Annotated in this window: 30 protein-coding genes; 23 read left to right on the top strand and 7 right to left on the bottom strand. The window is 70.0% G+C overall.

Going from position 1 to position 24,752, the window contains the following annotated elements:
- Positions 1-71: 71 nt before the first annotated feature.
- Genes ACIRGA_RS01505 through ACIRGA_RS01495 form a run of 3 tightly spaced genes read left to right on the top strand, consistent with a single transcriptional unit; the run spans position 72 to position 2,163 of the window.
- A complete protein-coding gene (locus tag ACIRGA_RS01505; protein WP_400935531.1) occupies positions 72-374 on the top strand; it encodes an L-rhamnose mutarotase in 303 nt (100 codons plus the stop codon).
- On the top strand, positions 371-1,342 hold the full coding sequence (locus ACIRGA_RS01500) for an aldo/keto reductase (protein WP_400935529.1): 972 nt from the start codon (positions 371-373) through the stop codon (positions 1,340-1,342). Before ACIRGA_RS01505 ends, ACIRGA_RS01500 begins: the two co-directional genes overlap by 4 nt.
- Positions 1,339-2,163, top strand: coding sequence for an amidohydrolase family protein (locus tag ACIRGA_RS01495; RefSeq protein ID WP_400935528.1), 825 nt, complete (start codon positions 1,339-1,341; stop codon positions 2,161-2,163). The genes ACIRGA_RS01500 and ACIRGA_RS01495 overlap by 4 nt, the downstream gene beginning before the upstream one ends.
- A 108-nt stretch (positions 2,164-2,271) precedes the next feature.
- Here ACIRGA_RS01495 and shbA read toward each other — a convergent pair whose 3' ends face one another.
- The 4 genes from shbA to ACIRGA_RS01475 all read right to left on the bottom strand — a co-directional run bounded on the left by shbA (position 2,272) and on the right by ACIRGA_RS01475 (position 4,293).
- Positions 2,272-2,928 carry an RNA polymerase sigma factor ShbA gene (shbA, locus tag ACIRGA_RS01490; protein WP_360083240.1) on the bottom strand — a complete coding sequence of 219 codons (657 nt, stop codon included), beginning with the start codon at positions 2,926-2,928 and terminating at the stop codon, positions 2,272-2,274.
- Positions 2,929-3,178: 250 nt separating this feature from the next.
- Positions 3,179-3,481: a DUF202 domain-containing protein gene (locus ACIRGA_RS01485; RefSeq protein ID WP_400935526.1), complete on the bottom strand. Its 303-nt coding sequence runs from the start codon at positions 3,479-3,481 to the stop codon at positions 3,179-3,181.
- Positions 3,478-3,828 (bottom strand): YidH family protein, encoded by a 351-nt coding sequence (locus tag ACIRGA_RS01480; protein WP_400935524.1) that lies wholly within the window; start codon positions 3,826-3,828, stop codon positions 3,478-3,480. The genes ACIRGA_RS01485 and ACIRGA_RS01480 overlap by 4 nt, the downstream gene beginning before the upstream one ends.
- A 9-nt stretch (positions 3,829-3,837) precedes the next feature.
- The gene (locus ACIRGA_RS01475; protein WP_400935522.1) at positions 3,838-4,293 is read right to left on the bottom strand and encodes a GtrA family protein; all 456 of its coding nucleotides are present in this window, start codon (positions 4,291-4,293) and stop codon (positions 3,838-3,840) included.
- A 172-nt stretch (positions 4,294-4,465) separates the two neighbouring features.
- Between ACIRGA_RS01475 and ACIRGA_RS01470 the strand changes: the two genes are divergently transcribed.
- Both ACIRGA_RS01470 and ACIRGA_RS01465 read left to right on the top strand, forming a co-directional pair.
- The gene (locus tag ACIRGA_RS01470) at positions 4,466-4,681 is read left to right on the top strand and encodes a hypothetical protein (protein WP_400935520.1); all 216 of its coding nucleotides are present in this window, start codon (positions 4,466-4,468) and stop codon (positions 4,679-4,681) included.
- 81 nt (positions 4,682-4,762) lie between these two features.
- The gene (locus ACIRGA_RS01465) at positions 4,763-5,074 is read left to right on the top strand and encodes a hypothetical protein (protein ID WP_016336340.1); all 312 of its coding nucleotides are present in this window, start codon (positions 4,763-4,765) and stop codon (positions 5,072-5,074) included.
- Between the two features lie 146 nt (positions 5,075-5,220).
- On the opposite strand, the gene ACIRGA_RS01460 is transcribed toward ACIRGA_RS01465, so the two are convergent.
- Together ACIRGA_RS01460 and ACIRGA_RS01455 are read right to left on the bottom strand one after the other, a co-directional pair.
- Positions 5,221-6,345: a glycerate kinase gene (locus ACIRGA_RS01460; RefSeq protein ID WP_400935518.1), complete on the bottom strand. Its 1,125-nt coding sequence runs from the start codon at positions 6,343-6,345 to the stop codon at positions 5,221-5,223.
- The gene (locus tag ACIRGA_RS01455; RefSeq protein ID WP_400935517.1) at positions 6,342-7,307 is read right to left on the bottom strand and encodes a 2-hydroxyacid dehydrogenase; all 966 of its coding nucleotides are present in this window, start codon (positions 7,305-7,307) and stop codon (positions 6,342-6,344) included. The genes ACIRGA_RS01460 and ACIRGA_RS01455 overlap by 4 nt, the downstream gene beginning before the upstream one ends.
- Positions 7,308-7,504: 197 nt before the next feature.
- Between ACIRGA_RS01455 and ACIRGA_RS01450 the strand changes: the two genes are divergently transcribed.
- The 14 genes from ACIRGA_RS01450 to ACIRGA_RS01385 all read left to right on the top strand — a co-directional run bounded on the left by ACIRGA_RS01450 (position 7,505) and on the right by ACIRGA_RS01385 (position 19,243).
- Positions 7,505-8,314 (top strand): CoA transferase subunit A, encoded by an 810-nt coding sequence (locus ACIRGA_RS01450; protein ID WP_400935515.1) that lies wholly within the window; start codon positions 7,505-7,507, stop codon positions 8,312-8,314.
- Positions 8,311-9,066: a CoA-transferase subunit beta gene (locus tag ACIRGA_RS01445; RefSeq protein WP_400935513.1), complete on the top strand. Its 756-nt coding sequence runs from the start codon at positions 8,311-8,313 to the stop codon at positions 9,064-9,066. The genes ACIRGA_RS01450 and ACIRGA_RS01445 overlap by 4 nt, the downstream gene beginning before the upstream one ends.
- Positions 9,063-10,241 carry a thiolase family protein gene (locus ACIRGA_RS01440; RefSeq protein WP_400935511.1) on the top strand — a complete coding sequence of 393 codons (1,179 nt, stop codon included), beginning with the start codon at positions 9,063-9,065 and terminating at the stop codon, positions 10,239-10,241. The genes ACIRGA_RS01445 and ACIRGA_RS01440 overlap by 4 nt, the downstream gene beginning before the upstream one ends.
- Before the next feature lie 28 nt (positions 10,242-10,269).
- A complete protein-coding gene (pcaH, locus tag ACIRGA_RS01435; protein WP_400935510.1) occupies positions 10,270-11,004 on the top strand; it encodes a protocatechuate 3,4-dioxygenase subunit beta in 735 nt (244 codons plus the stop codon).
- The gene (pcaG, locus tag ACIRGA_RS01430; protein ID WP_400935508.1) at positions 11,004-11,552 is read left to right on the top strand and encodes a protocatechuate 3,4-dioxygenase subunit alpha; all 549 of its coding nucleotides are present in this window, start codon (positions 11,004-11,006) and stop codon (positions 11,550-11,552) included. The genes pcaH and pcaG overlap by 1 nt, the downstream gene beginning before the upstream one ends.
- Positions 11,545-12,342, top strand: a complete 798-nt coding sequence (gene pcaD, locus ACIRGA_RS01425; RefSeq protein WP_400935506.1) for a 3-oxoadipate enol-lactonase — start codon at positions 11,545-11,547, stop codon at positions 12,340-12,342. Before pcaG ends, pcaD begins: the two co-directional genes overlap by 8 nt.
- Complete coding sequence (pcaC, locus tag ACIRGA_RS01420; RefSeq protein WP_400935504.1) at positions 12,339-12,743, top strand: 4-carboxymuconolactone decarboxylase; 405 nt, start codon at positions 12,339-12,341, stop codon at positions 12,741-12,743. Before pcaD ends, pcaC begins: the two co-directional genes overlap by 4 nt.
- 9 nt (positions 12,744-12,752) lie before the next feature.
- Positions 12,753-13,559 (top strand): IclR family transcriptional regulator C-terminal domain-containing protein, encoded by an 807-nt coding sequence (locus ACIRGA_RS01415; protein WP_400935502.1) that lies wholly within the window; start codon positions 12,753-12,755, stop codon positions 13,557-13,559.
- Positions 13,552-14,121: an NTP transferase domain-containing protein gene (locus ACIRGA_RS01410; protein WP_400935500.1), complete on the top strand. Its 570-nt coding sequence runs from the start codon at positions 13,552-13,554 to the stop codon at positions 14,119-14,121. Before ACIRGA_RS01415 ends, ACIRGA_RS01410 begins: the two co-directional genes overlap by 8 nt.
- A 31-nt stretch (positions 14,122-14,152) precedes the next feature.
- Positions 14,153-15,025 carry an AAA family ATPase gene (locus tag ACIRGA_RS01405; RefSeq protein WP_400935499.1) on the top strand — a complete coding sequence of 291 codons (873 nt, stop codon included), beginning with the start codon at positions 14,153-14,155 and terminating at the stop codon, positions 15,023-15,025.
- A 162-nt stretch (positions 15,026-15,187) separates the two neighbouring features.
- Positions 15,188-15,754: a TetR/AcrR family transcriptional regulator gene (locus ACIRGA_RS01400; protein ID WP_400935497.1), complete on the top strand. Its 567-nt coding sequence runs from the start codon at positions 15,188-15,190 to the stop codon at positions 15,752-15,754.
- 58 nt (positions 15,755-15,812) lie between these two features.
- Positions 15,813-17,030, top strand: a complete 1,218-nt coding sequence (locus ACIRGA_RS01395; protein ID WP_400935495.1) for an FAD-dependent oxidoreductase — start codon at positions 15,813-15,815, stop codon at positions 17,028-17,030.
- A gap of 7 nt (positions 17,031-17,037) precedes the next feature.
- Positions 17,038-18,138, top strand: coding sequence for a VWA domain-containing protein (locus ACIRGA_RS01390; protein ID WP_400935493.1), 1,101 nt, complete (start codon positions 17,038-17,040; stop codon positions 18,136-18,138).
- Positions 18,131-19,243: an XdhC family protein gene (locus ACIRGA_RS01385; protein ID WP_400935491.1), complete on the top strand. Its 1,113-nt coding sequence runs from the start codon at positions 18,131-18,133 to the stop codon at positions 19,241-19,243. Before ACIRGA_RS01390 ends, ACIRGA_RS01385 begins: the two co-directional genes overlap by 8 nt.
- Here ACIRGA_RS01385 and ACIRGA_RS01380 read toward each other — a convergent pair.
- Complete coding sequence (locus ACIRGA_RS01380) at positions 19,221-19,700, bottom strand: Lrp/AsnC family transcriptional regulator (RefSeq protein WP_400935489.1); 480 nt, start codon at positions 19,698-19,700, stop codon at positions 19,221-19,223. The genes ACIRGA_RS01385 and ACIRGA_RS01380 overlap by 23 nt on opposite strands.
- Positions 19,701-19,770: 70 nt before the next feature.
- Between ACIRGA_RS01380 and ACIRGA_RS01375 the strand changes: the two genes are divergently transcribed.
- The 4 genes from ACIRGA_RS01375 (at position 19,771) to ACIRGA_RS01360 (ending at position 24,742) form a co-directional block, all read left to right on the top strand.
- Positions 19,771-20,736, top strand: a complete 966-nt coding sequence (locus ACIRGA_RS01375) for a threonine/serine dehydratase (protein WP_400935488.1) — start codon at positions 19,771-19,773, stop codon at positions 20,734-20,736.
- A 186-nt stretch (positions 20,737-20,922) separates the two neighbouring features.
- Complete coding sequence (locus ACIRGA_RS01370) at positions 20,923-21,453, top strand: (2Fe-2S)-binding protein (RefSeq protein ID WP_016336316.1); 531 nt, start codon at positions 20,923-20,925, stop codon at positions 21,451-21,453.
- Positions 21,453-23,891 carry a xanthine dehydrogenase family protein molybdopterin-binding subunit gene (locus tag ACIRGA_RS01365; protein ID WP_400935486.1) on the top strand — a complete coding sequence of 813 codons (2,439 nt, stop codon included), beginning with the start codon at positions 21,453-21,455 and terminating at the stop codon, positions 23,889-23,891. The genes ACIRGA_RS01370 and ACIRGA_RS01365 overlap by 1 nt, the downstream gene beginning before the upstream one ends.
- On the top strand, positions 23,888-24,742 hold the full coding sequence (locus ACIRGA_RS01360) for an FAD binding domain-containing protein (RefSeq protein ID WP_400935484.1): 855 nt from the start codon (positions 23,888-23,890) through the stop codon (positions 24,740-24,742). The genes ACIRGA_RS01365 and ACIRGA_RS01360 overlap by 4 nt, the downstream gene beginning before the upstream one ends.
- Positions 24,743-24,752: the final 10 nt, after the last annotated feature.

Below are 24,752 nucleotides of genomic sequence, written 5' to 3'. Positions count from 1 at the left end.
AGTGTTAGTTGACAGAGTGCCATGTTTCGAGTGAAGGAGTCGCGGTGACCCACGGTGTCGCACTACAAAGAGTGGCACTCCACACCCGGTTGAAGCCGGGCAAGGAGGCCGAATACGAGTCGGTCCACGCCGTGATCCCGCCTGACCTGGACGAAGCCCTGCGCGGTGCGGGCGTGCGTTCGTGGCGGATCTGGCGGGACGGTCTCGACTTGTTCCACGTCGTGGAGGTCGAGGACTACGCGAAGATGCGCGCGATCCTGCGTGATCATCCGGCCAACATTCCCTGGCAGGCGCGGATGTCGGAACTGCTCGACGTCGAAGACGACTACTCGGGCAAGGATTCGGGGATCGGCCTCGTTTGGGAGCTTCCGTGAAGATCCCGCTGTCCCCGCTGGGGCTCGGCTGCGCGCAGCTGGGCAACCTGTACCACGCCATCACCGACGAGACGGCCGAAGCGACCGTCCGGCAGGCGTGGGACGAAGGCATCCGGTATTTCGACACCGCCCCGCATTACGGTCTCGGGCTGTCGGAACGACGGCTGGGCGCGGCGCTTTCGGCGTATCCCCGCGCGGACTTCGTCGTGTCGACCAAGGTCGGCCGCGTGCTGGAGCCTTATCCCGAAGGCGCTTCGCGGACCGACTCACAGGGATTCGTCGTTCCCGCGGCGTACAAACGCCGATGGGACTTCAGCCGCGACGGGATCCTCCGGTCGCTTGAGGACAGTCTGGAGCGGCTCGGGCTCGACCGGGTCGACGTCGTCTACGTGCACGATCCGGACGAGCACTTCGAGGACACCGTGAACGGCGCTTTCCCCGCGCTGCTGGAATTACGGGAGCAGGGTGTCGTCGACGCCATCGGGGCCGGGATGAACCAGGCACCGATGCTCACGGAGTTCGTCCGCCGCTTCGATCTCGACGCGATCCTTCTGGCGGGCCGGTACACCTTGCTCAACCAGCCCGCCCTCGACGATCTTCTGCCGCTGTGCGCGGAACGTGGGGTGGACGTGGTGGCGGGCGGCGCGTTCAACGCCGGGATCCTCGCCACCGCGGCGCCGGGCACGATGTACGACTACGCCGAGGCTCCTGCCGAGCTGGTCGAGCGCGCCCAGCGGATCGCCGACGTCTGCGCGCGGCACGGTGTCGAACTCCCGCAAGCCGCTTTGGCGCTGCCCGCCGCGCATCCGTCGGTGGTGTCGGTCGTCGTCGGCGCGCACGATCCCGGCCAGGTGCGGCTCAACGCCGAACGCTTCCGGCGTCCGGTGCCGCGCGAGTTGTGGACGGACCTGATCCGTGCGGGACTGTTGCGTGAGGACACCGTGCTGCGGGAGGAAGGACAGCCGTGATCGACGCGCACCACCACCTTTGGGACCCTTCGCGGCGGGACTACCCGTGGATGGCCGGTACGGCGCTGGAACCGATCCGTCGTCCGTACACAGTGGACGATCTCCGCACGGTGACGAAGGCGGCGGGGGTGAAGGGGACCGTGCTGGTGCAGACGGTCTCGTCGGAGGAGGAGACGCGCGAGTTCCTTTCGGCGGCCCTTGCCGAGCCGCTGATCGCCGGCGTCGTCGGCTGGACCGATCTCACCGCGCCTGACGTCACCGAGCGCCTGGCCTCGTTTTCCGGGCCCCTGGTGGGAATCCGGCATCAGGTGGAGGACGAGCCGGACCCGTCGTGGCTGACGCGGCCCGAGGTCCTGCGTGGTCTCGCCGCGCTCGGCGAGGCCGGGCTGGCGTACGACCTGCTGGTGAAGCCGCCGCAGCTTCCCGCCGCCCTCACCGCCGCGAAAGCGTTGCCGGACCAGGTTTTCGTCCTCGACCACGCCGCGAAGCCGCCGATCGCCTCGGGGGAATGGCAGCCGTGGGCGGACGGTGTCGCGGCCTTGGGAGAGCTGGACAACGTGTACTGCAAGCTTTCGGGGCTCGTGACCGAGGCGGACTGGGCGCGGTGGAAGGTCGGTCAGCTGGCGCGCTGGTCCGAGCACGTGCTGGAGTCGTTCGGGGCTTCGCGGCTGATGTTCGGCTCCGACTGGCCGGTCTGCGAACTCGCGGCCGCGTACGAAGTCGTCGTGGACACGGCGTTTTCACTCACGGGTTCGCTGAGCGACGCCGAGCGGCTGGAGTTCTTCGACGGGACCGCGAGGCGGGCTTACCGCCTCGCGTGAGACACGACGAAACCCCGGCGGGAAACCGGGGAAGGAGGAAAGTGGGCGGCGCGGGGTCCTGGCGCCTGAGAACCGCCGATCAACGACCTGCGGCAGGGGGAGGAAAGATCAGAACTCGTCCTGCTTGACCATCGACCGCAGACGGGCCAGTGCGCGGTGCTGCGTCACGCGCACGTTGCCGGCGGAGATCCCGAGCGCCTCGGCGGTTTCGGCGGCGGACAGGCCGACGGCGATGCGGAGGGCGAGGATCTCCTGCTGCACCCGGGGCAGGGTGGAGAGCAGGCGACTGAGCCGAGCACCGAGGTCCAGGTGCAGGGCGTGCGTTTCGGGTTCGTTGTCGCCGATGGGCCGTTCCGGCAGTTCCGGCACCGGCTCCGACCGGTCGCGGGAGACCGCGCGGTAGGCGTCGGCGACCTTGTTGGCGGCGATGGCGTGCACGAGGTAGAGGAACGAACCGCCGCGATCCTGGTAACCCGGCAGCGCCTTCAGCACCGCCATGCACACTTCCTGCGCGACGTCGTCCGCCGACAGGTAGGACAGGTCGCGGCCGCCCATTCTGGCGCGGCAGTAGCGGACCACGACGGGCCCGATCATCCGCAGCAGGGCCTGGATCGCGGCGGGATTCCCGTCGCCCGCGTCCTTGACGAGGGGATCGAGGTCCTCCTTCGTCAGCCGTCCGCCCGGTCGAGGCAGGTTCTCCGGAGTCGTGTATCCGGGGACCGCATCGGGGGTGACGGTTCTGGACGCGCTTGAAGTTACTTGCATGGTCGTCCTCCCCGGCCGACCCTGTGACCGTCGCTGTCGAGGGGTCAACACTCCGTAACGATTGAGGGCGGCAGATGCTCCGTAAGATCAGGTTCATCTGCCGCCGTTGCGACGCAGCGTAATCGTAGGCGTCGATCGGACGGCAGTAAAGATTTCAACTAGAGATAGCCCATTCGCCGGAGTCGGCTTAATACAACCGAGACTCTGCGTCGCGAAAAGGGGCTTCGGCGTCGCAGGATGTGCGCGGCACTTAGCGCACCGCGATCAGCGCGGCCGCGGTCGCTACGACGAGTGCCGATGCTGTGACAGCAAGGATCGGGTTAAGAGGTTTCGGGGTTTCCGGACGGCGCAGTGCTCGTTCACGGATCGCGCCGATGGCGGCCAGCGTGATCACCATGGCCCCCGCGAACGCGACCGGGACGACCGCCGTTCCCCACCCTCGCCGGGCCGCGGTGTGCAAGAGCAGGAGTGTGCAGGCAGTAGCCGCGAGCGCGGTCCGGCGCCACGCCAGCCCGGTCCGTTCCGCTTGCGCTCCGTGATCAGCAGGGCTCACGAGAAGACCACCAGTGCCGCCGCGGCCAGGGTGATCACGAGGATCCCGGCGGTCAGCAGGAGCAGCATCCCGCTCTTCGGCAGCGGCCGCCCCGCGCGCATCGCGGTCTGCACCCGCCGCCAGCGCGGATACGCGCTCGCCGCGAGGACGGCGGCCAGCACGACGCACAGTCCCGCCAGGACGGTGCTCAGCGCGTTCGGATCGGGGACCAGCTGATGGACGGCGACGCCGCCGGCCAGGAGGCCCAGCGCCGTCCGGAGCCAGGCGAGGAAGGTCCGTTCGTTGGCGAGCGTGAATCGGTAATCGGGTTCCGAACCGCCGTCGTGCGGGCCCTTGATCTCTGCCACGCGATGAGACTAGGCGTTCCGGCGCGCGAAGACCCACCAGCGAAGGACCGCGAAGCGCGCGATGCCGCCCACGACGCTGGCCGCGAGCAGCGCGCCGGTCTGTTCCAGCGCCGTCGGCTCGGTGATCACCGCGTCGAGCGACGCGAGCACGATCGAGCCGTACACGGCGTAGAAGGCGAAGGTCACCAGATCCTGGAAATGGCGCTTGCCCGCGTTGCTCTTCCGGGTGGCGAAGGTGACCCGGCGGTGGAACTCGGTGTTGCCGACGGTCGTGACCGCGAGCGCGACCAGATTGGCGATCTGGGGGCCGAGGACCGGTTGCAGGACAAGGAACAGCACCGCCTGCAGGCCAGTGGCGGCGACACCGGCGACGACGTACCAAGCGGCGTGGTTGCCGAGTTCGTGGTGCCGCTCCGGCGCGCGCCGGATGATCCGGTGCCCAGGCGCCCACCTGGTGGTGGTCATACCGACGACGCTACTCCTTGTTTCACAAACTTGTGAAGCTATTGAACTACCTGAGAAACTGTGATCCCCGCGACAGCGCCGCCGTTTGGCCTGCGGAGACGCCGGGTAAGCCACCGGGACGGGGTCGAGTACAGCACGCCCCGGCCAACGCCCGACCAGGAGGGAGCGGCCGATGAGCGACCGCGAGACCGCGGAACCGGAAACGTTGGATCCCAGCGAGGCGCTCGACGAGGACGAACTCCGCGTCGACCCGCTCGAAGAAGGTGTCGAACCGCCCGAGCACTGGAGCGGCGCCGATCGCTTCGGGACCACGCCCTCGGAGATCCACGAAGGGGAGTCGCACGCCATGCGACTGGCGGAGGAGGAGCCCGACGTCGGTGAGAAGTGATCTTCACTCAGACGGCGGGCCATGCCGACACCCCCTAGCGTGGTCGGTCAAGTGCAAGACCGCGACGAAGGAAGGGCAGAGATGCTGACAGTCACCGAAGCCGCCGCCGAGGCGATCACCGCACTGACCGGGCAGGAGAACGGCCAGGACGGAGGCGGGCTGCGGTTCGCCATGCATTCCCAGCAGGGGGACAGTCCTCAGCTCGCGGTTTCCGTCGCCCCGGAGCCGGAAAGCGGCGACAAGGTACTCGGCGCCGACGGCGGCCCGAAGGTGTTCTTGGAGCCGGAAGCGGCTGAGTTGCTCGACGACAAGGTCCTCGACGTCCAGCAGGACGAAACCGGCGAAGTCGCCTTCGCCGTACTCCCGCAGGCTCAGCCCCAGCCCGGCAGCTGAGCCCGGCGGGTTCAGGCTTCAAGTCCCGTCGCGTGCCGGTCCCGGTGGTGGGGGGGGGGGGGGGGGGGGGGGGGGGGGGGGGGGGGCGGCGCGCCCCACCCCCCCCCCCCCCCCCCCCCCCCACGACCCACGTCGGCAGGGCGCCGCTAAGTCCGGGCCCAGGCGCGGACCAGCTCCCCGGCCCGCTCGCGCAGGAGTTCCGCCGCGTGCGCACGCGCGTGGTCGAGTGAGGGCGCGTGGTCGATCAGGGCGGCGCTGCCCACGACCCCGAGACCGCTGAGCTGGCTCTGGTCCAGCTGGATCCGCCCGGCCAGCACCATCAGCGGTACCGCGTGTTCCCGCGCGCGGGCCGCGATGCCCGCCGGGGCCTTGCCGTCGAGGCTCTGCTCGTCCAGTGAGCCTTCGCCGGTGATGACGAGGTCGGCGTGTTCGATGGCGCCGGCGACGCCGGTGAGCCCGGCGATGAGCTGGAAACCGGATTCGACCCCCGCGCCGAGCCCCGCGATCGCGCCTGCGGCGACGCCGCCGCCCGCGCCCGCTCCGGGAAGATCGGAGACGTCGGGGGCCCCGGCGTTCCTCAGCGCATGCGCCCAGCGGGACAGGGACTCGTCCAGTTGCTCGACTTCGCGCGGGCCCGCGCCTTTCTGCGGGCCGAAGATCGCGGCCGCGCCACGAGGGCCGAGCAACGGGTTCGTGACGTCGGTGGCGACGGCGACCTCGACGGAGCCGAGCCGTTCGCGGACCGGGCCGAGTTCGGCCAGCGCGACCCGGCCCAGCGTGCCGCCACCGAGCCCGACCGGCGCGCCGAACGCGTCGAAGACCCCGGCGCCCAGCGCCGCCAGCATCCCGGCGCCGCCGTCGGTGCTCGCCGTGCCGCCGACGGTCAGCACCAGCCGTCGCGCGCCGTTGTCGAGCGCGTGCGTGAGCAGTTCCCCGACGCCCCAGGTGTGCGCGGCGAGCGCCACCTCCGGGCTCGGCTCGACGAACTCGATCCCGCAAGCGCGGGCCGATTCGATGTAGGCCGTTCCGTCGAGTGTCACGTAGCGGGCGTCGACGGTGTCGTCGAGCGGCCCGCGGACCGGGAGTTCCACGAGATGCCCGCCCGCCGCGACGAGGACGTCGAGCGTCCCTTCGCCGCCGTCGGCGACAGGGCACGAGGAGACCTCGGCTTCGGGCAGTGCGTCGCGGACGCCGTGGGCGATCGCCTCCGCGGCCTCGACCGCGGTCAAGCTTCCCTTGAACTTGTCGGGCGCGATGACCACACGAGTCATGGACGAACCTCCGTCAGCGGGTTTCCGCCGGTGAGCACCGACGCGACGTTCTCGGCCGCGAGCACGGCCATGGCGGTACGGGTCTCGACCGTCGCCGATCCGAGGTGCGGCGTCAAGACGACGTTCTCACGATCCAGCAGACGCTGTTCGACCTCGGGTTCGGCTTCGAACACGTCGAGGCCGGCACCGGCGATCTCCCCGGCTTCGAGCGCGTCGGCCAGCGCGGCCTCGTGGACGACGGGACCGCGTGTGGTGTTGATCAGGTACGCGCCCGGTTTCATCGCCTTCAGCGCGTCCGCGTCGATGAGGTGCCGGGTATCGGGCGTCAGGGGGCAGTGCAGTGACACGACGTCGGAGCTTCGCAGCAGCTCGTCGACGGGCAGGTACTTCGCGCCCAGGGCCGTCTCGACGTCTTCGGCGGCCCGCGATCGTCCTGAGTAGACGATCCGCATGCCGAATCCGAGCGCCCGTCGCGCGACCGCCTGCCCGATCTTGCCGAGCCCGACGATCCCGAGTGTCTTGTCCTGCAGCGAAGAGCCGAGCAGGAAACCCAGATGGAACGACCAGGGGGTGCGCGAGCGGATCAGCCGTTCGCCTTCGCCGAGCCGTCGCGTGACCGCCAGGATCAGCCCGAACGCCAGATCCGCGGTGGCGTCGGTGAGCACCCCGGGGGTGTTGGTGACGGTGATCCCGCGTGCGGCCAGCGCCGGGACGTCGATGTTGTCGTACCCGACGGCTACATTCGCGACGACCTTCAGCCCCGGGCCCGCCGCGTCGGCGACCGCCCCGTCGATCCGGTCGTGCAGCATGCCGACGATCGCGGACGAGCCACGCACGAACTCGCGCAGTTCGTCCGGCGTCAGCGGCCGGTCGGCGCGCGACAGTTTCACCTCCCCGGCCTCGGCGAGCACTTTCAGCGCTTCGTCGGGAATCCACCGGGTCACCGCGATCGTCGAGGTCACGCGTCCAGCCTAGTGTGCGGAGGTTGGTATCCCAAACGCGAGAATCCCCGCGATGAGGGAGGCGCTTCCCCTGCGCGGGTGAGTCGTCGCAGGCCTTCGCGCTTCGCCGCTACCGCACGTGGTTGCACGGTCGCGCCGCCTGAGCTATGTTCATATGAAGAACATGTGTGCGCGATACGAACAAGCCGGGAGTGGGGATGGCGGAGCTGCTGTCGTTGAAGGAGGCCGTGGCGCGGCTGGTGCACGACGGGGACACCGTCGCGCTCGAGGGCTTCACGCACCTCATCCCGGTCGCCGCGGGCCACGAGATCATCCGTCAGCGCCGCACCGGCCTGACGTTGGTCCGCATGACCCCGGACATCGTCTACGACCAGCTGATCGGCGCGGGCTGCGCGAGCAAGCTGATCTTCTCCTGGGGCGGCAATCCCGGCGTCGGCTCGCTCCATCGGTTCCGTGACGCGGTCCAGCACTCCTGGCCGGTGCCGCTGGAGATAGAGGAGCACAGTCACGCCGGCATGGCGAACCGGTACGTCGCCGGTGCTTCGGGCCTGCCGTTCGCCGTCCTGCGCGGCTACACCGGCACCGATCTTCCCGCGCAGACGGACACGATCAAGCCCATCACCTGCCCGTTCACCGGTGAGAAGCTGGCCGCGGTCCCCGCGCTGAACCCGGACGTGACGATCGTGCACGCCCAGTGCGCCGACCGGTCCGGCAACGTCCAGATCCGGGGTATCACCGGCGTCCAGAAGGAGGCGGTGCTCGCGGCGAAGCGGTCGCTGGTCACCGTCGAGGAGATCGTCGACGAGCTGGAGCCCCGGCCGGGCGCGATCGTGTTGCCGTCGTGGGCCGTCACCGCGGTGGCCGAGGTGCCCGGCGGCGCGAGGCCGTCGTACGCGGCGGGGTACTACGAACGGGACAACGACGCCTACCAGGCATGGGACGCGATCGGCCGGGACAGGGAGAGTTTCACCCGCTGGCTCGACGAGCTGACGGGAGTGAAGGCATGACCGAGTACACCTCCGACGAGATGATGAGCGTCGCCGCGGCTCGCGCGCTCGGCGACGGGATGTCCTGTTTCGTGGGCATCGGCCTGCCCAGCACGGCCGCCAACCTCGCCCGCCGCGGGCACGCGCCGAATCTGACGCTGATCTACGAATCCGGCTGCCTCGGCGCCAAACCGGCCAGGCTCCCGTTGTCCATCGGCGACGGCGAACTCGCCGACACCGCGGACGCCGTGGTCAGCGTTCCCGAGGTCTTCAACTACTGGCTCCAGCCGGGCCGGATCGACGTCGGTTTCCTCGGTGCCGCCCAGCTGGACAAGTTCGGCAACATCAACACCACCGTCATCGGCCCGGACTACGCCAACCCCAAGGTGCGCCTCCCCGGTGCCGGTGGCGCGCCGGAGATCGCCGCCTCCTGCCGCGAGGTGTTCGTGGTGCTCCGGCAGAGCACCCGCACGTTCGTCGAGAAGGTCGACTTCGTGACGTCGTTCGGCCACGGCACCGGCAAGGGGGATCGCGAGCGCCTCGGCCTCCCCGGCGCCGGGCCGACGCTGGTGGTCACCGACCTCGGCCTGATGCGGCCCGACCCCGAGACCGCCGAGCTCACGCTCACCGAACTGCACCCCGGCGTCGAGGTCGATCAGGTCGTCGAAGCGACCGGGTGGAAACTGAAGGTGTCCGGCGACCTGGGTACCACCCCGGCGCCGACAGAGGCAGAACTCCGCATCCTCCGAGACCTCACAAGGGCGAGCGCATGACCGACGTCTTCCTGTTCGACGCCATCCGTACCCCGTTCGGCAAGTACGGCGGCGCCCTGTCCGGGGTCCGCCCGGACGATCTGGCCGCCACCGTGCTGCGGGCGCTGGCCGAGCGCAACGATCTCGACCCCGCCACCGTCGACGAGGTCCTGCTCGGCGACGCCAACGGCGCGGGCGAGGACAACCGCAACGTCGCGCGGATGGCGGCGCTCCTGGCGGGCTGGCCGACGACCGTGCCCGGCGCCACGGTCAACCGGCTGTGCGGCTCCGGTCTCGACGCCGTCATGCAGGCCAGCCGGTCGGTTCAGGTCGGTGACGCCTCGCTCGCCGTCGCGGGCGGGGTCGAATCGATGAGCCGCTCGCCGCTGGTCATGCAGAAACCGGAGAAGGCGTTCCCGGCGGGCAACCAGACGCTGCACTCCACCGCGCTGGGCTGGCGCATGGTCAACCCGAAGATGCCCGAGCAGTGGACGGTGTCGCTCGGGGAGTCCACCGAGCAGCTCGCCGAGCGCTACGGCATCGGCCGTGACGAGCAGGACGCGTTCGCCGTCCGCAGCCACGTCAACGCCGCCCGCGCCTGGGACGAGGGGTTCTACGACGACCACGTCGTCCCGGTCGAGGGCGTCGAGCTCACGCGCGACGAAGGCATCCGGCCGGACTCCAGCCCGGAGAAGCTCGCGAAGCTCAAGCCCGTCTTCCGTCCACAAGGGACGGTCACGGCCGCGAACGCGTCGCCGCTGAACGACGGCGCCTCCGCGTTGCTGCTCGGCGACGAGGCCGCGGGGAAGCGGCTCGGCAAGGCGCCGCTGGCCCGGATCGCCGGCCGGGGAGCGGCGGGTGTCGATCCCGACGTCTTCGGCATCGGCCCGGTGCGCGCGGCCGAGATCGCTCTGGAACGGGCCGGGATCGGCTGGGAAGATCTGGCGGCCGTGGAACTGAACGAAGCCTTCGCCGCGCAGTCGCTGGCCTGCCTGCGGGACTGGTCGAAGCTCGACCCGGAGATCGTCAACGTGAACGGCGGCGCGATCGCGATCGGGCATCCGCTGGGCGCCTCCGGCGGCCGGATCCTCGGCACGCTGGCCCACCACCTGCGCCGCAGCGGTGGCCGGTGGGGGCTGGCCGCCATCTGCATCGGCGTCGGCCAGGGGCTGGCCGTCGTCCTCGAAGCCCAGTGACTCGCTGACCCGCGCTGGAGGGAACACCATGTCCGCACCCGCAGAACTGAGGCTCCCGCGCTACCGGCGGGATCCGGAGGGCACGCATCCGCCGCTCGACCACGCCGGTTACCGGTCGACGGCGCTGCGGCACCCCAAGGAGCCGCTGATCGTGCTCCCGCATCTGCTGACCGAGGTCACCGGGCCCGCGCTGGGGCCTGGCCGGATCGGCGAGTTCGACAACGACCTCACCCGGGGGCACGCGGGGGAGCCGCAGGGCCAGCGGATCATCGTCACCGGACGGCTGCTCGACGGCGACGGGCGGCCGATCCGCGATTCGCTCGTGGAGATCTGGCAGGCGAACGCGGGCGGCCGGTACCGGCACACCGGGGACCGCTGGCCGTCGCCGCTGGACCCGAACTTCGACGGCGCGGGCCGGACGCTCACCGACTCCGAAGGCCGCTACACCTTCACCACCATCAAACCGGGCGCGTACCCGTGGAAGAACCATGACAACGCCTGGCGTCCGGCGCATATCCACTTCTCCGTCTTCGGCAGCGCGTTCACCCAGCGGCTGGTCACCCAGATGTACTTCCCGGAAGACCCGCTGTTCTCGCAGGACCCGATCTTCAACTCCATCCCGGACGAGAAGGCGCGGCAGCGGATGATCGCGCGGTTCGACCTCGACCGCACGGAAGCCGAGTGGGCGCTGGCCTTCCAGTTCGACATCGTCGTGCGCGGCCGGGAGGCTTCGGTCTTCGAAGACGAGGAGGACGAGCACTGATGCCGGAGACGACGCCTTCCCAGACCGTCGGCCCGTACCTGTCCATCGGCCTGCCCTGGCCGGACGGGCCGGACGTCGTCCCCGCGGGCGAACCGTCCGCGATCCGCATCCACGGCCGCGTCCTCGACGGCGCGGGCGAACCGGTGCCGGACGCGATGATCGAGACCTGGCAGGCCGACGCCGACGGCCGGTTCGATCACCCCGACGACCCGCGCGGAGCGGTCGCGAGCGGGTTCCGGGGCTTCGGACGCTGTCCCACCGACCAGGGCGGCGGCTACGAGATCCGGACGATCATGCCCGGTCCGCTTCCCGGCCCGGCGGGCAGCACGCAGGCGCCGCATATCGACGTCTCGGTGTTCGCGCGCGGACTCCTGCACCGGGTGGTCACCCGGATCTACTTCGAGGACAACGACAACTCCGGGGATCCGGTGCTCGCGTCGGTCCCGGAGGCGCGCCAGGGCACTTTGGTCGCCACGAAGACCGGCGATGGCTACCGGTTCGACATCCGGTTGCAGGGCGAGGGGGAGACGGTGTTCTTCGATGTCTGAGCGGGTGAAGGTGCACAGTTCGGTCAAAGTGCACAGTGTCGCGGAGGGGCCGGCGGACGGCCCGGTCGTGGTGTTCAGCGGATCGCTCGGCAGCGATCACCGCATGTGGGAACCGCAGGTGAAACCCTTGGTGGACAAGGGTTTCCGGGTGATCCGGTATGACACTCGAGGGCACGGCGCGTCTCCGGTCCCGGCCGGGCCGTACACGCTCGCGGATCTCGGCGGAGACCTGCTCGCGCTGCTCGACGAGCACGGTGCCGAACGCGCGCACGTCGTCGGGCTCTCGCTCGGCGGGATGACCGGGATGTGGCTCGGCGTGCACGCGCCGGACCGGATCGCGAGCCTCGTCCTGTGCTGCACGTCCGCGAAGCTCGGGCCGCCGAGCATGTGGGCGGACAGGGCGAAGACGGTCCGGGAGAACGGCACCGCGGCGGTCGCCGAGGCCGGGGTCGGCCGATGGCTGACCGCCGGTTACGCCGCCGCGTATCCCGAACAGGCCGAGTACCTGCGCGAGATGATCGCGAGCGTCCCCGCCGAGGGCTACGCGGCGTCCTGCCAGGCCATCGAACGGATGGACCTCGTCGACGACCTGCCCAAGATCACGGCGCGGACCCTGGTCATCGCCGGGGCCGAGGATCCGGCCACCCCGGTCGGGCACGCCGAGGTGATCGCCGGCGGCATCCCGGACGCGCGGCTCGAGGTCGTCGAAGGCGCCGCGCATCTGGGGAGTTTCGAACAGCCGGAGCGGTTCACCGCCTTGATCCTCGAACATCTGGAGGCCGCCCGATGAGCGAAGACCCCTACGAGACCGGCATGAAGGTGCGCCGCGAGGTGCTCGGGGACGAGCACGTCGATCGAGCCGTCGCGCGCACCACCGAGTTCAGCCGCCCGTTCCAGGACTACATCACCCGGGGCGCCTGGGGATCGGTCTGGTCGCGTGACGGGCTCGACCGCAAGACCCGCAGCTGCGTCACCCTGGCCGCGCTCACCGCGCTGCACGCTCACGACGAGCTCGCGATGCACGTCCGCGCCGCCGTCCACAATGGACTGACCGCGCAGGAGATCTCCGAGGTCCTGCTCCACACCGCCGTCTACACGGGCGCCCCGGCCGCCAACACCGCGTTCGCCGTCGCCCAGCGGGTACTGGCCGAACTCGGTGAGCCTGCGGCCCAGAAGGAGGGTGACAGTTAGGGTTCTCCCATGGACGAAGGCGAGGTGACCGAGCGCGGAGCGCATCATGTCCAGTCTCTGGAGCGCGGGCTGGCCGTGATCAAGGCGTTCAACGCGGATGCGGCGGAACTCACGCTGAGCGACGTCGCCCGTGCGACCGGGCTGACCAGGGCGGCCGCCCGCCGGTTCCTGCTCACCCTCGTCGACCTGGGGTACGTGCGCACGGACGGGAAGTACTTCTCGCTCACCGCGCGGGTCCTCGAGCTCGGCTACTCGTATCTGTCGAGCCTGTCGCTGCCGGAGGTCGCCCAGCCGCATCTCGAACGGCTCTCCGCCGAGGTGCACGAGTCGAGTTCGATCTCCGTGCTCGAAGGCCCGGACATCGTCTACGTCGCGCGCGTGGCCGTTTCGCGGATCATGACCGTCAGCATCAACGTCGGCACCCGCTTCCCGGCCCACGCGACGTCGATGGGACATGTCCTGCTGGCGGGCCTGGAGGACGACGACCTCCACGGCTACTTCGACGCGGCCAAACTCGAGAAGCTGACCGCGCGCACGCTGACCAGGCAAAAAGATCTGCTCGCCGAACTGGAAAAGGTCTATCGGCAGGGCTACGCGATGGTCGACCAGGAGCTCGAAGAGGGCCTCCGCTCGATCGCCGCGCCGATCCGGGACCGGCAGGGGAAGGTCGTGGCCGCGGTCAACCTCTCCACCCACGCGAGCCGCACGACGCCGGAGTCGGTCGAGCAGGAACTGCTGCCGTCGCTGCTCTCGGCGGCGCGGGCCATCGAGGCCGATCTGGCTTCGGCACCGCCGACCAGGGCGAGGCATGGCTGAGGTCGCGGGGCTGCTCCTCGCGGCCGGGGCCGGGCGCCGGTTCGGCGGGCCGAAGGCGTTGGCCGTCCTCGATGGCGAGCCGTTCGTCGTCCGGGCGCTGCGGGTGCTCGTCGACGCGGGCTGCGTACCGGTCCGGGTGGTGCTGGGCGCCTCGGCCGCGCAAGCCCGCGCGCTCCTGCCCGAGCCCGAGGCCGCCGTCGTCGCCGAGGACTGGGAGTCCGGCATGGGCGCGTCACTGCGCGCGGGTTTGCGCGCGCTCGCCGGAACCGATGCCGAAGCCGCCGTCGTGCATCTCGTGGACCTGCCCGGGGTCGGTGCCGAAGTGGTCCGGCGGGTGGCCGACGGGGCAGGCGAGAACACGATCACGCGCGCCGCTTACGAAGGCGTTCCCGGCCATCCCGTGGTCCTCGGCCGTCGCTGGTGGCCGGAGATCATCGCGGGCGCGTCCGGGGACAAGGGCGCCCGTGACTGGCTCAGGGGGCGCCACGACCTGAGGCTCGTCGAATGCGGTGACCTCGGCACCGGGCGGGACGTGGACCGCCGCGAGGATCTTCCGGGCTGATCTCCGGCCCGCCGAGGCTTACGATCGGCGAGTGACCGTCGAATCGCCCGAGAAACTGGCCGAAGCCCTCGAAACGGTCGGCTACCTCGCCGACGACGGGATCGCCACGGCCGGGTTCCTCGCCGTGGCGCTCGGCCGCCCGTTGTTCTGCGAGGGCGAACCGGGTACCGGCAAGACCTCGCTCGCACTAGGGCTGGCCGAAGCACTGGGCATGCCGCTCATCCGCCTCCAGTGTCATGAGGGGATCGACGCGGCGCAGGCGCTGTACGAATGGGACTTCCCCCGTCAGCTGCTGCACTTGCGGGCGCTGGAAGCCGCCGGTGACGGCGGCCTCGACGTCGAGGCCGCCGAACAGTCCCTCTACACCGAACGTTTCCTGCTTTCCCGGCCGCTGCTGAAGGCGTTGCAGACCGCGCCGTGTGTCCTGCTGGTCGACGAGATCGACCGGGCCGACGACGAGTTCGAAGCCTTCCTGCTGCAACTCCTCGACGAGAACGCGGTGACGATCCCCGAGTTCGGCGAGGTGCGCGCCGAACATCCGCCGCTCGTGGTGCTCACCTCCAACCGGACGCGGGAGGTGCACGACGCGCTGAAGCGCCGCTGTCTCTATCACTGGCTCGAACATCCGGACCTCGGCCGCGAGGTCGAGATCCTGCGCCGCAGGATCCCGGGCCTTGGCGAGGCGCTCGCGACACAGGTCGCGACGGCGGTGCACCGGCTCCGCGCGATGGAGTTGCTGAAACCGCCCGGGGTGGCGGAATCCCTCGATTGGGCTCAGGCGCTCCTCGCGCTCGGGATGTCCGAATTGGACGCCGCGGCGGCCGCCCGGACGCTCGGTTCGGTGCTCAAGTACAGCGAAGACCTCGACCGGGTCCGGGCCAAGCTGGACAAACTGCTCGCCTGAGGAGTCAGCGGCGACGCGTCGAGGACGTCGGAGGGCAGCACCGTGTCCGCGGCGGCGAGCTGCGACTCGAGGTGCTCCATGGCAAGATGGGCAAGCGGAACGTTGCTCCGCTAACGATACGGAGCACTGTTCCGTTTGGCAAGCTCGTGGAGGAGTGGCGTGATGAGCGAAGAGGGCACCAAAGGCAAACGCGCGGACGCCCGGCGCAACGAGAAGACCCTGCTGGACGCCGCCGCCGCCGTCTTCGTCACTTCGGGCGTCGAGGCGCCGGTCCGCGACATCGCGGCCAAGGCGGGCGTCGGGATGGGCACGATCTACCGCCACTTCCCGACCAGGGCCGACCTCATCATCGCCGTCTACCGGCATCAGGTCGACGCGTGCGCCGAAGCCGGGCCGGAACTGCTGGCGTCGAGCGATTCCCCGTACGAGGCGTTGCGGCGCTGGATCGACCTCTTCGTCGATTTCCTGGTCACCAAACACGGTCTGGCGGCGGTACTGCAGTCGGACAACGCCGGGTTCGAGACGCTGCACACCTATTTCCTCGACACCCTCCTGCCGGTGTGCGCCCGGCTGCTCGACGCGGCGGCGGAAGCGGGCGAGATCCGCTCAGATCTGCAGGCGCTCGAAGTCATGCGCGGCGTCGGAAACCTCTGCATCGGCGCCGAAAGCGATCCGCGCTACAACGCGCGCAAAATGGTCGAGGTCCTCATCGCGGGACTCAGGACCTAGGTCCTCTTCGGGGCCGAATGCATGGCGACGGCCCCACCGGGCGCGCTACAACTCGACTATGGAACGTACACAGTGTTGTGTGGTGGGGGGCGGTCCGGCGGGAATGGTGCTCGGACTCCTGTTGGCGCGGGCCGGGGTCGAGGTCACCGTTCTCGAAAAGCACAAGGACTTCTTCCGCGATTTCCGCGGCGACACGGTGCATCCGCCGACACTGATGCTGCTCGACGACCTCGGTCTCGGTGAACGCTTCGCGGAATTGCCTTCGCGACGGCTGGAGAAGATGCGGATGCTGATCGGCGACGCGACCATCGTCGCCGCCGATTTCAGCCGGATTCCCGGGCCGCACAAGTACATCGCGATGGTCCCGCAATGGGATTTCCTGAACCTGCTCGCCGAAGCCGCGGCGGCGGAGCCCACGTTCACCCTCGAGATGGGTGCCGAGGTGCTTGGGCTGCGCGACGGCGGCGGCGTGCGCTACCGCGATTCCGACGGTGAGGAGCGGGAGCTCGCGGCGCCGCTCGTGGTCGGCTGCGACGGCCGGGACTCGCTGATCCGCGCGGAGGCGGGACTCGTGCCGAAGGAGTACGAGGTGCCGATGGACGTCTGGTGGGTCCGGGTACCGAAACTCGAGGACACCGGCAAGGAGGCGCAGGTGTTCGGCCGGTTCGAAGGCGGCCTCGCCGGCGTGACCATGGACCGCGGCGACTACTTCCAGACCTCGTACCTGATCCGGAAGGGGCAGGACGCCGCGCAGCGGGCCGAAGGGATCGAGAAGTTCCGGGAGCGGATCGGCGGCCTGTTCGGCTGGAGCGACGAGCAGCTGGACGAGATCCGCGACTGGGACGACGTCAAACTGCTGAACGTCCGGATGTCCAAGCTGCCGCACTGGTATTCCGGCCGGGTGCTCTGCATCGGCGACGCCGCGCACGCGATGTCACCGGTCGGCGGGATGGGCGTCAACATCGCGGTGCAGGACGCGGTGGCGGCCGCGCGGATCCTCGCCGCCCCGCTGCTGCGCGGCACGCTGACCGCGCGGGACCTCGCCCGCGTGCAGCGACGGCGGGCCGTGGCCGTCACGCTCGCCCAGAAACAGCAGCTGGCGGAGCACAAGATGCTCATCGAGCCCGCTCTCGACGGGACTTTGAACGAGCGGACCGTGCCGGTGCCGCTCCGGATCTCGGACCGGTTTCCGCAGCTCACCGCCCTCGCGGCCTTCATGGGCGGCGTCGGCCCCCTGCGCGAGAAGACCCCGGTCTTCGCCCGCCGAGGCTCATAATGGAGGGGTGAGCGATCCACTGGCGGGCTTCGTCGGCTTCGCGGAGGCATTGCGCGAAGCCGGTTTGCCGTGCGACGCGCACCGAGTGCGGGCGTATCTCGAGGCTGTCGGCGAGGTCGATCTGGCCGATCCGGAACAGCTCTACTGGGCCGGACGGCTGACGCTGTGCGCCGACCCTGATGATCTTCCGCGTTACGACGCCGCGTTCGACGACTGGTTCACCGGAAAGGAAGCCGGGCCACGGCGCCGAGCCCGCGAGGCGGCCCCGAAGCGCGCCAGGATCGCCACGCTCGCGCAAGCCGGCCAGGGCGAATCCGGCGCGGAACCCGAGGAGCTCCGCGTCGCGGCGAGCGAGGAAGAGATCCTGCGGCACCGCGATCTCGCCGAGCTGAGCGTCGCCGAACGCGCTCACCTGCGAGAACTGCTCGCGAAACTGCGCCCGGCACTCCCGCCGCGGTCGTCACCGCGCCGTCGCGCCGCCCGGCGGGGCACTCTCGACCCCTCGCGCACGCTCCGGGCGATGCTGGCCGGCGGCGGCGAACCCGTGCGCCTGGCGTATCGGCGGCGGGCGAGCAAACCACGCTGTCTCGTCCTCCTGATCGACGTTTCCGGTTCGATGGGGCCGTACGCCGACGCGTTGTTGCGGTTCGCGCATGTCGTCGCCCGGCGCGCTCCCGGCCGCGTCGAGGTGTTCACGCTGGGCACCCGGCTCACCAGGGTCTCCCGCCAGCTCCGGCTGCGCGATCCCGAGCACGCGATGCTCGCCGCGGCCGCCGCGGTCCCCGATTTCGCGGGCGGGACCCGGCTCGGCGAGACCCTGCGGGCGTTCCTCGACCGGTGGGGGCAACGCGGCGTGGCCAGGCGATCCGTGGTCACCGTATTCTCCGACGGCTGGGAACGGGGCGACACCGCCCTGCTCGGCGAGCAGCTAGCCAGGCTGCGGCGGCTCGCGCACGTCGTATTCTGGGTGAATCCGCACGCGGGGCGGGCAGGTTACGCTCCCGTGCAGTCCGGCATCGTGGCCGCGCTCCCGTACCTCGATCGGCTGCTCGCCGGACACAGCTTGGCCACATTGGAACGACTGCTGGTGGAGATCGCCGATGCGTGACGTACTGGACGAACTGCACCGCCGCTGGACGGCAGGCGAGACGGTGGGAGTCGGCACGGTGGTGGCGACGTTCTCGTCGGCGCCGCGGAGCCCCGGCGCCGCGATGCTCGTCGCCCCGGACGGCACGGTCACCGGCAGCGTCTCCGGCGGCTGCGTCGAAGGCGCCGTCTATGAACTCGCGCAGCAGGTGGTCGCCGAACGAGCGCCCGTGCTGCAGCGCTACGGCGTCTCCGACGACGACGCGTTCGCCGTCGGGCTGACCTGCGGCGGGATCATCGACATCTACGTCCAGCACATCGACCGCGACTCGATGCCGGAACTCGGCGACGTCGTCGAATCGGTCCACAATGGACAGCCGGTCGCCGTGGTCACCGTGATCGAGCACGAACGGGATGGTCTGGTCGGCGAGCACCTGATCGTCTGGCCGGATCGCGTCGCCGGTTCGCTCGGTTCGTCGCGAATGGACGACGCCGTCGTCGACGACGCGCGCGGCATGCTCGCCGGCGGCCGCACCGGCACCCTGCACTACGGGCCGGACGGGCAGCGCCGCGGCGAGGGCATGACGGTGTTCGTCAACTCCTTCGAGCCGCCCGCGCGCTTGCTGGTCTTCGGCGCGATCGACTTCGCGGCCGCGATGGCGAAGATGGGCGCGTACCTCGGCTACCAGGTGACGGTCTGCGACGCGCGGCCCGTGTTCGCGACGAAGAGCCGGTTCCCCGACGCGGACGAGGTCGTCGTCGACTGGCCGCATCGCTATCTCAAGGCCGAAGCCGACGCGGGCCGGATCGACGGCCGGACCGCGATCGCCGTGCTCACCCACGACCCGAAGTTCGACGTGCCGTTGCTGGAGGTCGCGTTGCGCCTCGACGTCGGCTACGTCGGCGCGATGGGTTCGCGCAAGACCCACGACGACAGGTTCGCGCGGCTGCGCGAAGCTGGCGTCACCGAGGCGGAACTCGAACGGCTGTCGTCGCCGATCGGGCTCGATCTCGGCGCGCGGACCCCGGAGGAGACCGCGGTGTCGATCGCGGCGGAGATCATCGCGCTGCGGTGGAGCGGTTCGGGATCGCGGCTCGCCGAACTCAGCGGCCGGATCCACGGCTGACGCCGGGCATCGGCACGGCCTGGCTCGACTTGACCACTTCGAAAGCGGGCAGCGTTTCGAACCGTTTGACGTGCTCGTCGAACAGTTTCCTGGCCAGGTACCGGCTCGCCTTGAGATCGGGGGTGAGCAGGACGACGACGTAGTCCCACTGCCCGACGATGCTGTAGCAGTGCTGGACGCGGGGCTCGGCCAGCATGCGCTCGCGGAAGGCCGTGTGGCTCTTCTCGTCGTCGTCGGTCAGCGCGACCAGGATGACCGACGTCATCCCCGCGCCGAGCGCTTCCGGGTCGAGCACGGCGACCTCGGCGCGGATCACGCCTTCGGCACGCAGCCGGGTCAGCCGTCGCTGGACCGCGCTGGGGGAGAGGCCGACGGCGTCGCCCAAGTCGTGCAGAGGGCGGGCGGCGTCGGCCTGGACGAGGTCGAGCAGCCGATGGTCGATCTCGTCGAGAGGCACGCAAGATTTTTGCACGCTGGCGGGAAAATTTACAATCGCCATGATCGGCTCCCGGCCTAGCTTGAGTGTCATGGACCTGAAGCTGGACAACGTCGCCGAAGCGGCGAAGGTGATCGACCCCGTCTTCCTGAACTCCCCGCAGTACAGCGACGAACAGCTGAACGCACGGCTCGGCAGGCACGTGCTGGTGAAGATCGAGACGCTGAACCCGTTGCGCAGCTTCAAAGGTCGCGGCGCGGACTACTTCGCCGCCGGACTGGAGCCGGGCACCACGATGGTGTGCGGCACCAGCGGCAACTTCGGGCAGGCCGTCGCGTTCGCCGCCCGGAAGCACGGTTTGCGGGCCGAGGTGTTCGTCCCCGCCGACATCTCCCCGGTCAAACTGCGGCGGATGAAGACACTGGGTGCGCGGGTGCGCCGAGTCGAGGGCGAGGTGAAGGTCGCCGCGGCCGCCTTCGCCGCCGAAGCGCCCGATCGGGTCTTCGTCGTCGACGGCCGTGAGCCCGCGATCTCCGAAGGCGCGGGCACGATCGGCCTGGAACTGGCGCGGGAGGACGGGATCGACACGGTCGTGCTCCCGGTCGGCGACGGCGCGCTGATCGCCGGGGTCGCGCTGTGGCTCAAGGCGCACTGGCCGGACGTCCGGATCGTCGGCGTCGGGACCACGTCGGCGCCCGCCATGGCGAAGAGCTGGCTGGCGGGCGAACCGATCACGGTCGACCGGGCCGACTCGTTCGCCGGAGGTATCTCGATCCGCACGCCGGAACACGAATCCATCCGGCGGCTGCGGTCGCTTGTGGACGACTTCGTCCTGGTCGCGAACGACGATCTGCGCGCGGCCATGCGGCTGGGCGCGGAAACCCTCGGCGTCCTGCCGGAACCCGCGGGGGCCGCCGGTCTGGCCGCGCTGACCGTCCACGACATCCCCGGCGACCGGATCGCCACCGTGATCACCGGGGCCAACGCCGTCTGGCCTCCGGAGTACCGAATGGACACTCGCGCGTCCTCCGCATCTGCGTCGGTATCCATTATCTGACAACGCATTTGCGGATCCGTTCGCGAGTCACCCCCTGGTGGGGGTTGCCCTGGCAGGAGCTAAGTAGCACGCTCGACTGTGAGTCCGATCACGGTCGCTCCGGGGTCGGTCCGTGACAACCGAATGACCGGCCGCTCCCGAACGACCCCGGACCAGCGCGGGGTTTCTCTTGCTTTTGGAGGCCTGATGCGCATCACCGTCACCGTCGACGGCACCAGCTACACAGACGACGTCGAACCCCGGACCCTCCTCGTGCATCATCTGCGCGAACGGCTCGGCAAGGTAGGCACCGTGGTCGGTTGCGACACCAGCAACTGCGGTGCCTGCACCGTCCACCTCGACGGGCACAGCGTGAAATCCTGTTCGGTGCTCGCGGTCCAGGCCGACGGCTGCGAGGTCACCACGATCGAGGGACTCGCCCGCGACGGCGAACTGCATCCGGTGCAGAAGGCCTTCCACGAGAATCACGCGCTCCAGTGCGGCTTCTGCACTCCCGGCATGATCATGCAGTCGATCGACCTGCTCGCCGACAATCCCGATCCGGACGAGAAGGCCGTCCGTGAAGGACTCGAAGGCAACCTGTGCCGGTGCACGGGCTACCAGAACATCGTCCGCGCGGTCCGCGACGCCGCCCACGAGATGCGGCCCGGCGCCGGTCCCGAGGCCGAGCGGCTCGCTTCGGACACCGCTTCCCGTGTCGGCGCGGGTGGTGAGTGATGACCTCCACGATCGAGCCGGAGGTCGGTAAGTCCCGTCGCCGCAAGGAGGACGAGCGCCTCATCACCGGCAGGACCCGCTGGACCGACAACCTGACCCTGCCCGGCATGCTGCACCTCGCGGTGCTCCGCAGCCCGTTCGCGCACGCCAAGATCGTCTCGATCGACGTCACCGAGGCGAAATCCGCGCCGGGGGTGGTCGCGGTCTTCACCGGGAAGGACCTCGACCCCGAAAGCGCCATCGGCATGCCGTGCGCGTGGCCGATCACGCCGGACATGAAGTCGCCGAGGCGGCCCATCCTCGCCTCGGACACGGTGAACTTCGCCGGTGAAGGGGTCGCGGTGGTCGTCGCCCGCACGTCGGCCGAAGCGCACGACGCGCTCGAAATGATCGACGTCGACTACGACGAGCTGCCGGTCGTCCTCGGCCTGGAGAACGCGCTCGCCGAGGGCGCGCCGCTCGTGCACGAAGATCTCGGCACCAACCAGAACGCGGTCTGGGTCTTCGATTCCGCCGACGCCGGAACGGGTTCCAGCGTCGAAGACGCGATCTCCAATTCCGAAGTCGTCCTCAAACGACGGTTCCGTCAGCAGCGGCTGGTGCCGGCGTTCATGGAACCGCGGGCGTGTGTCGTGGACCCGACGGGCAACCAGCTGGTCATGTGGTCGGCCACCCAGGTCCCGCACATCCTCAAGACGATGACCGCGGCCACGCTCGGCCTGCCCGAGCACAAGGTGCGGGTGATCGCGCCGGACGTCGGCGGCGGGTTCGGCGGCAAGATCGCCGTGCTGCCCGAAGAGATGATGGCGACGCTCATCGCCCAGCGGCTCGGCAAACCGGTCAAGTGGAACGAGTCCCGTTCGGAGACGATGGTCGCCGCGCACCACGGGCGCGACCAGATCCAGGACCTCACCATCACCGCGAACCGCGACGGAACGGTGACCGGCCTCAAGGTCGAACTGCTCGCCGACATGGGCGCGTACCTCGGCCTCGTCGGCCCCGGCGTGCCGATCCTCGGCGCGTTCATGTTCAACGCGATCTACAAGTTCCCGGCGTACCACTTCTCCTGCACCAACGTGTTCACCAACACCACGCTCACCGACGCCTATCGCGGCGCCGGGCGGCCGGAGGCCACGTTCGGGATCGAGCGGATGATGGACGAACTCGCCGTCGAGCTGGGCATGGACCCGATGGAGCTCCGCGAGAAGAACTGGATCAAACACGAGGAGTTCCCGTTCACCACGGTGGCCGGGCTGACCTACGACTCGGGCAACTACGAGGCCGCCACCGCCAAGGCGAAGGAGCTCTTCGACTACGACGGCCTCCGCCGCGAACAGAAGGAACGGCGGGAATCGGGCGACCCGGTGCAGCTCGGCATCGGCATCTCGACGTTCACCGAGATGTGCGGTCTCGCGCCGTCGCGGGTGCTCGGCTCGCTGGACTACGCGGCGGGCGGCTGGGAACACGCGGACATCCGGGTGCTGCCCACCGGCAAGATCGAGGTCATCACCGGCGCCTCCGCGCACGGCCAGGGCCACGAGACGGCGTGGAGCCAGATCGTCGCCGACAAGCTCGGCGTCCCGTTCGAGGACATCGAGGTCATCCACGGCGACACGCAGTCCTCGCACAAGGGCATGGACACCTACGGCTCCCGGTCCCTGGTGGTCGGCGGGATCGCGGTGGTCAAGGCGGCGGACAAGGTCCTCGCCAAGGCCAAGCCGATCGCGGCGCATCTGATGGAGTGTTCCGAGGACGACCTCGAATTCTCGGCGGGCAAGTTCTCGGTCAAGGGCACGGATTCCTCGACGTCCATCCAGGACATCGCGTGGGCCGTGTTCTCGGCGCACAACCTGCCGGACGGGGTCGAACCCTCGCTGGACTCGTCGGACACGTTCGATCCGGAGAACTTCTCGTTCCCGCACGGCACGCATCTGTGCGCGGCCGAGGTCGACACCGAGACCGGGCGCGTGCGGTTGCGCTCCTACGTCTGCGTCGACGACGTCGGTGTCGCGGTCAATCCGCTGATCGTCGAAGGCCAGGTGCACGGCGGGCTCGCGCAGGGCATCGCGCAGGCGTTGTTCGAAGAGGCCGTCCACGACGAAGGCGGCACGCTGACCACCGGGACGTTCGCCGACTACCTGCTCCCGTCGGCGGCGGATCTGCCCAGCTTCACCACCGACCGCACCGAGACACCGTCGACGACGAACCCGTTGGGCGCCAAGGGAGTCGGGGAGGCGGGCACGATCGCCTCGACCCCGGCGGTGGTCAACGCCGTGGTCGACGCCGTCCGGCACTTCGGGGTGAACGACATCGAAATGCCATTGACCCCGATGAGGGTCTGGCACGCCATCCAGCACGGGTCGGCCGCCGCGGGCGGGCTCGGCTCCGAAGCCGGTGGCGGTCTCGGTTCGATCGACGCCACCGGAGGTGCCCAGTGATCCCGGCCCCGTTCGACTACGTCGCTCCGTCCACAGTGGACGAAGCGGTGACCGCGCTCGCCGAAGCCGGAGAGGACGCCAAGGTGCTGGCGGGCGGGCAAAGCCTGCTGCCGGTACTGCGGATGCGGCTAGCCACGCCGACCACGCTGGTCGACCTCGGGAAGGTCGCCGAGCTGCGAGGTGTCCGCGAGGACGGCGACGCGCTGGTGATCGGCTCGATGACCACGCACTACGACGTCCAGCGGGACGCGATGGTCGCCGAGCACGCCGCGTTGCTCAAGGCCGCCACCGACACGGTGGCCGATCCGCAGATCCGGCATCGCGGCACGTTCGGCGGCGCCATCGCGCACGCCGATCCCGCCGGCGACCTGCTGGCCCCCGTCCTCGCGCTCGGCTGCGAGCTCGTCGTCGCCGGGCCGGGCGGGCGGCGGACGGTCGCCGCGGCGGACTTCTTCCAGGACATGTTCACCACCGCGCTCGCCGCGGACGAACTCCTGGTCGAGGTCCGGGTGCCGAAGCACACCGGCTGGCACGCGCATTACGAGAAGTTCAACCGGGTCGCGCAGGCGTGGTCGATGGTCGCGGTCGCGGCCTGTGTCCGCACCGAGGCGGGCACCATCGAGGAGGCGCGCGTCGCGCTCACCAACATGGGCTCGACCCCGGTCCGGGCGGCCGGGGTCGAGGAGGCCCTGGTCGGCTGCGCGGCCACCGCCGAGGCGATCCGCGGCGCGGCCGAACGCGCGGCCGAGGGCACGAACCCCACGGCCGACGGCAACTCCGACGTCGAATACCGGCAGCATCTCGCGCGGGTGCTGACCGGCCGGGCGGTCCTCGCCGCGGCCGGAGCCTGACAAGAAGGGA

This window comes from Amycolatopsis sp. NPDC102389 (assembly GCF_044765885.1).
In the GTDB taxonomy this organism is placed as follows: Bacteria; Actinomycetota; Actinomycetes; order Mycobacteriales; family Pseudonocardiaceae; genus Amycolatopsis.
This window is presented reverse-complemented; position numbering and strand designations above follow the sequence as displayed.

Excerpts from the sequence above, each read along its gene's own strand:
- pcaC (WP_400935504.1), top strand. The coding sequence starts at position 12,339 with ATGAGCGAAGACCCCTACGAGACCGGCATGAAGGTGCGCCGCGAGGTG.
- ACIRGA_RS01445 (WP_400935513.1), top strand. The coding sequence starts at position 8,311 with ATGACCGAGTACACCTCCGACGAGATGATGAGCGTCGCCGCGGCTCGC.
- ACIRGA_RS01385 (WP_400935491.1), top strand. The coding sequence starts at position 18,131 with ATGCGTGACGTACTGGACGAACTGCACCGCCGCTGGACGGCAGGCGAG.
- ACIRGA_RS01460 (WP_400935518.1), bottom strand. The coding sequence starts at position 6,345 with ATGACTCGTGTGGTCATCGCGCCCGACAAGTTCAAGGGAAGCTTGACC.
- ACIRGA_RS01415 (WP_400935502.1), top strand. The coding sequence starts at position 12,753 with ATGGACGAAGGCGAGGTGACCGAGCGCGGAGCGCATCATGTCCAGTCT.
- ACIRGA_RS01375 (WP_400935488.1), top strand. The coding sequence starts at position 19,771 with ATGGACCTGAAGCTGGACAACGTCGCCGAAGCGGCGAAGGTGATCGAC.
- ACIRGA_RS01395 (WP_400935495.1), top strand. The coding sequence starts at position 15,813 with ATGGAACGTACACAGTGTTGTGTGGTGGGGGGCGGTCCGGCGGGAATG.
- pcaD (WP_400935506.1), top strand. The coding sequence starts at position 11,545 with ATGTCTGAGCGGGTGAAGGTGCACAGTTCGGTCAAAGTGCACAGTGTC.
- shbA (WP_360083240.1), bottom strand. The coding sequence starts at position 2,928 with ATGCAAGTAACTTCAAGCGCGTCCAGAACCGTCACCCCCGATGCGGTC.
- ACIRGA_RS01365 (WP_400935486.1), top strand. The coding sequence starts at position 21,453 with ATGACCTCCACGATCGAGCCGGAGGTCGGTAAGTCCCGTCGCCGCAAG.
- pcaG (WP_400935508.1), top strand. The coding sequence starts at position 11,004 with ATGCCGGAGACGACGCCTTCCCAGACCGTCGGCCCGTACCTGTCCATC.
- ACIRGA_RS01400 (WP_400935497.1), top strand. The coding sequence starts at position 15,188 with ATGAGCGAAGAGGGCACCAAAGGCAAACGCGCGGACGCCCGGCGCAAC.
- ACIRGA_RS01465 (WP_016336340.1), top strand. The coding sequence starts at position 4,763 with ATGCTGACAGTCACCGAAGCCGCCGCCGAGGCGATCACCGCACTGACC.
- ACIRGA_RS01410 (WP_400935500.1), top strand. The coding sequence starts at position 13,552 with ATGGCTGAGGTCGCGGGGCTGCTCCTCGCGGCCGGGGCCGGGCGCCGG.
- ACIRGA_RS01470 (WP_400935520.1), top strand. The coding sequence starts at position 4,466 with ATGAGCGACCGCGAGACCGCGGAACCGGAAACGTTGGATCCCAGCGAG.
- ACIRGA_RS01450 (WP_400935515.1), top strand. The coding sequence starts at position 7,505 with ATGGCGGAGCTGCTGTCGTTGAAGGAGGCCGTGGCGCGGCTGGTGCAC.
- ACIRGA_RS01440 (WP_400935511.1), top strand. The coding sequence starts at position 9,063 with ATGACCGACGTCTTCCTGTTCGACGCCATCCGTACCCCGTTCGGCAAG.
- ACIRGA_RS01475 (WP_400935522.1), bottom strand. The coding sequence starts at position 4,293 with ATGACCACCACCAGGTGGGCGCCTGGGCACCGGATCATCCGGCGCGCG.
- ACIRGA_RS01370 (WP_016336316.1), top strand. The coding sequence starts at position 20,923 with ATGCGCATCACCGTCACCGTCGACGGCACCAGCTACACAGACGACGTC.
- pcaH (WP_400935510.1), top strand. The coding sequence starts at position 10,270 with ATGTCCGCACCCGCAGAACTGAGGCTCCCGCGCTACCGGCGGGATCCG.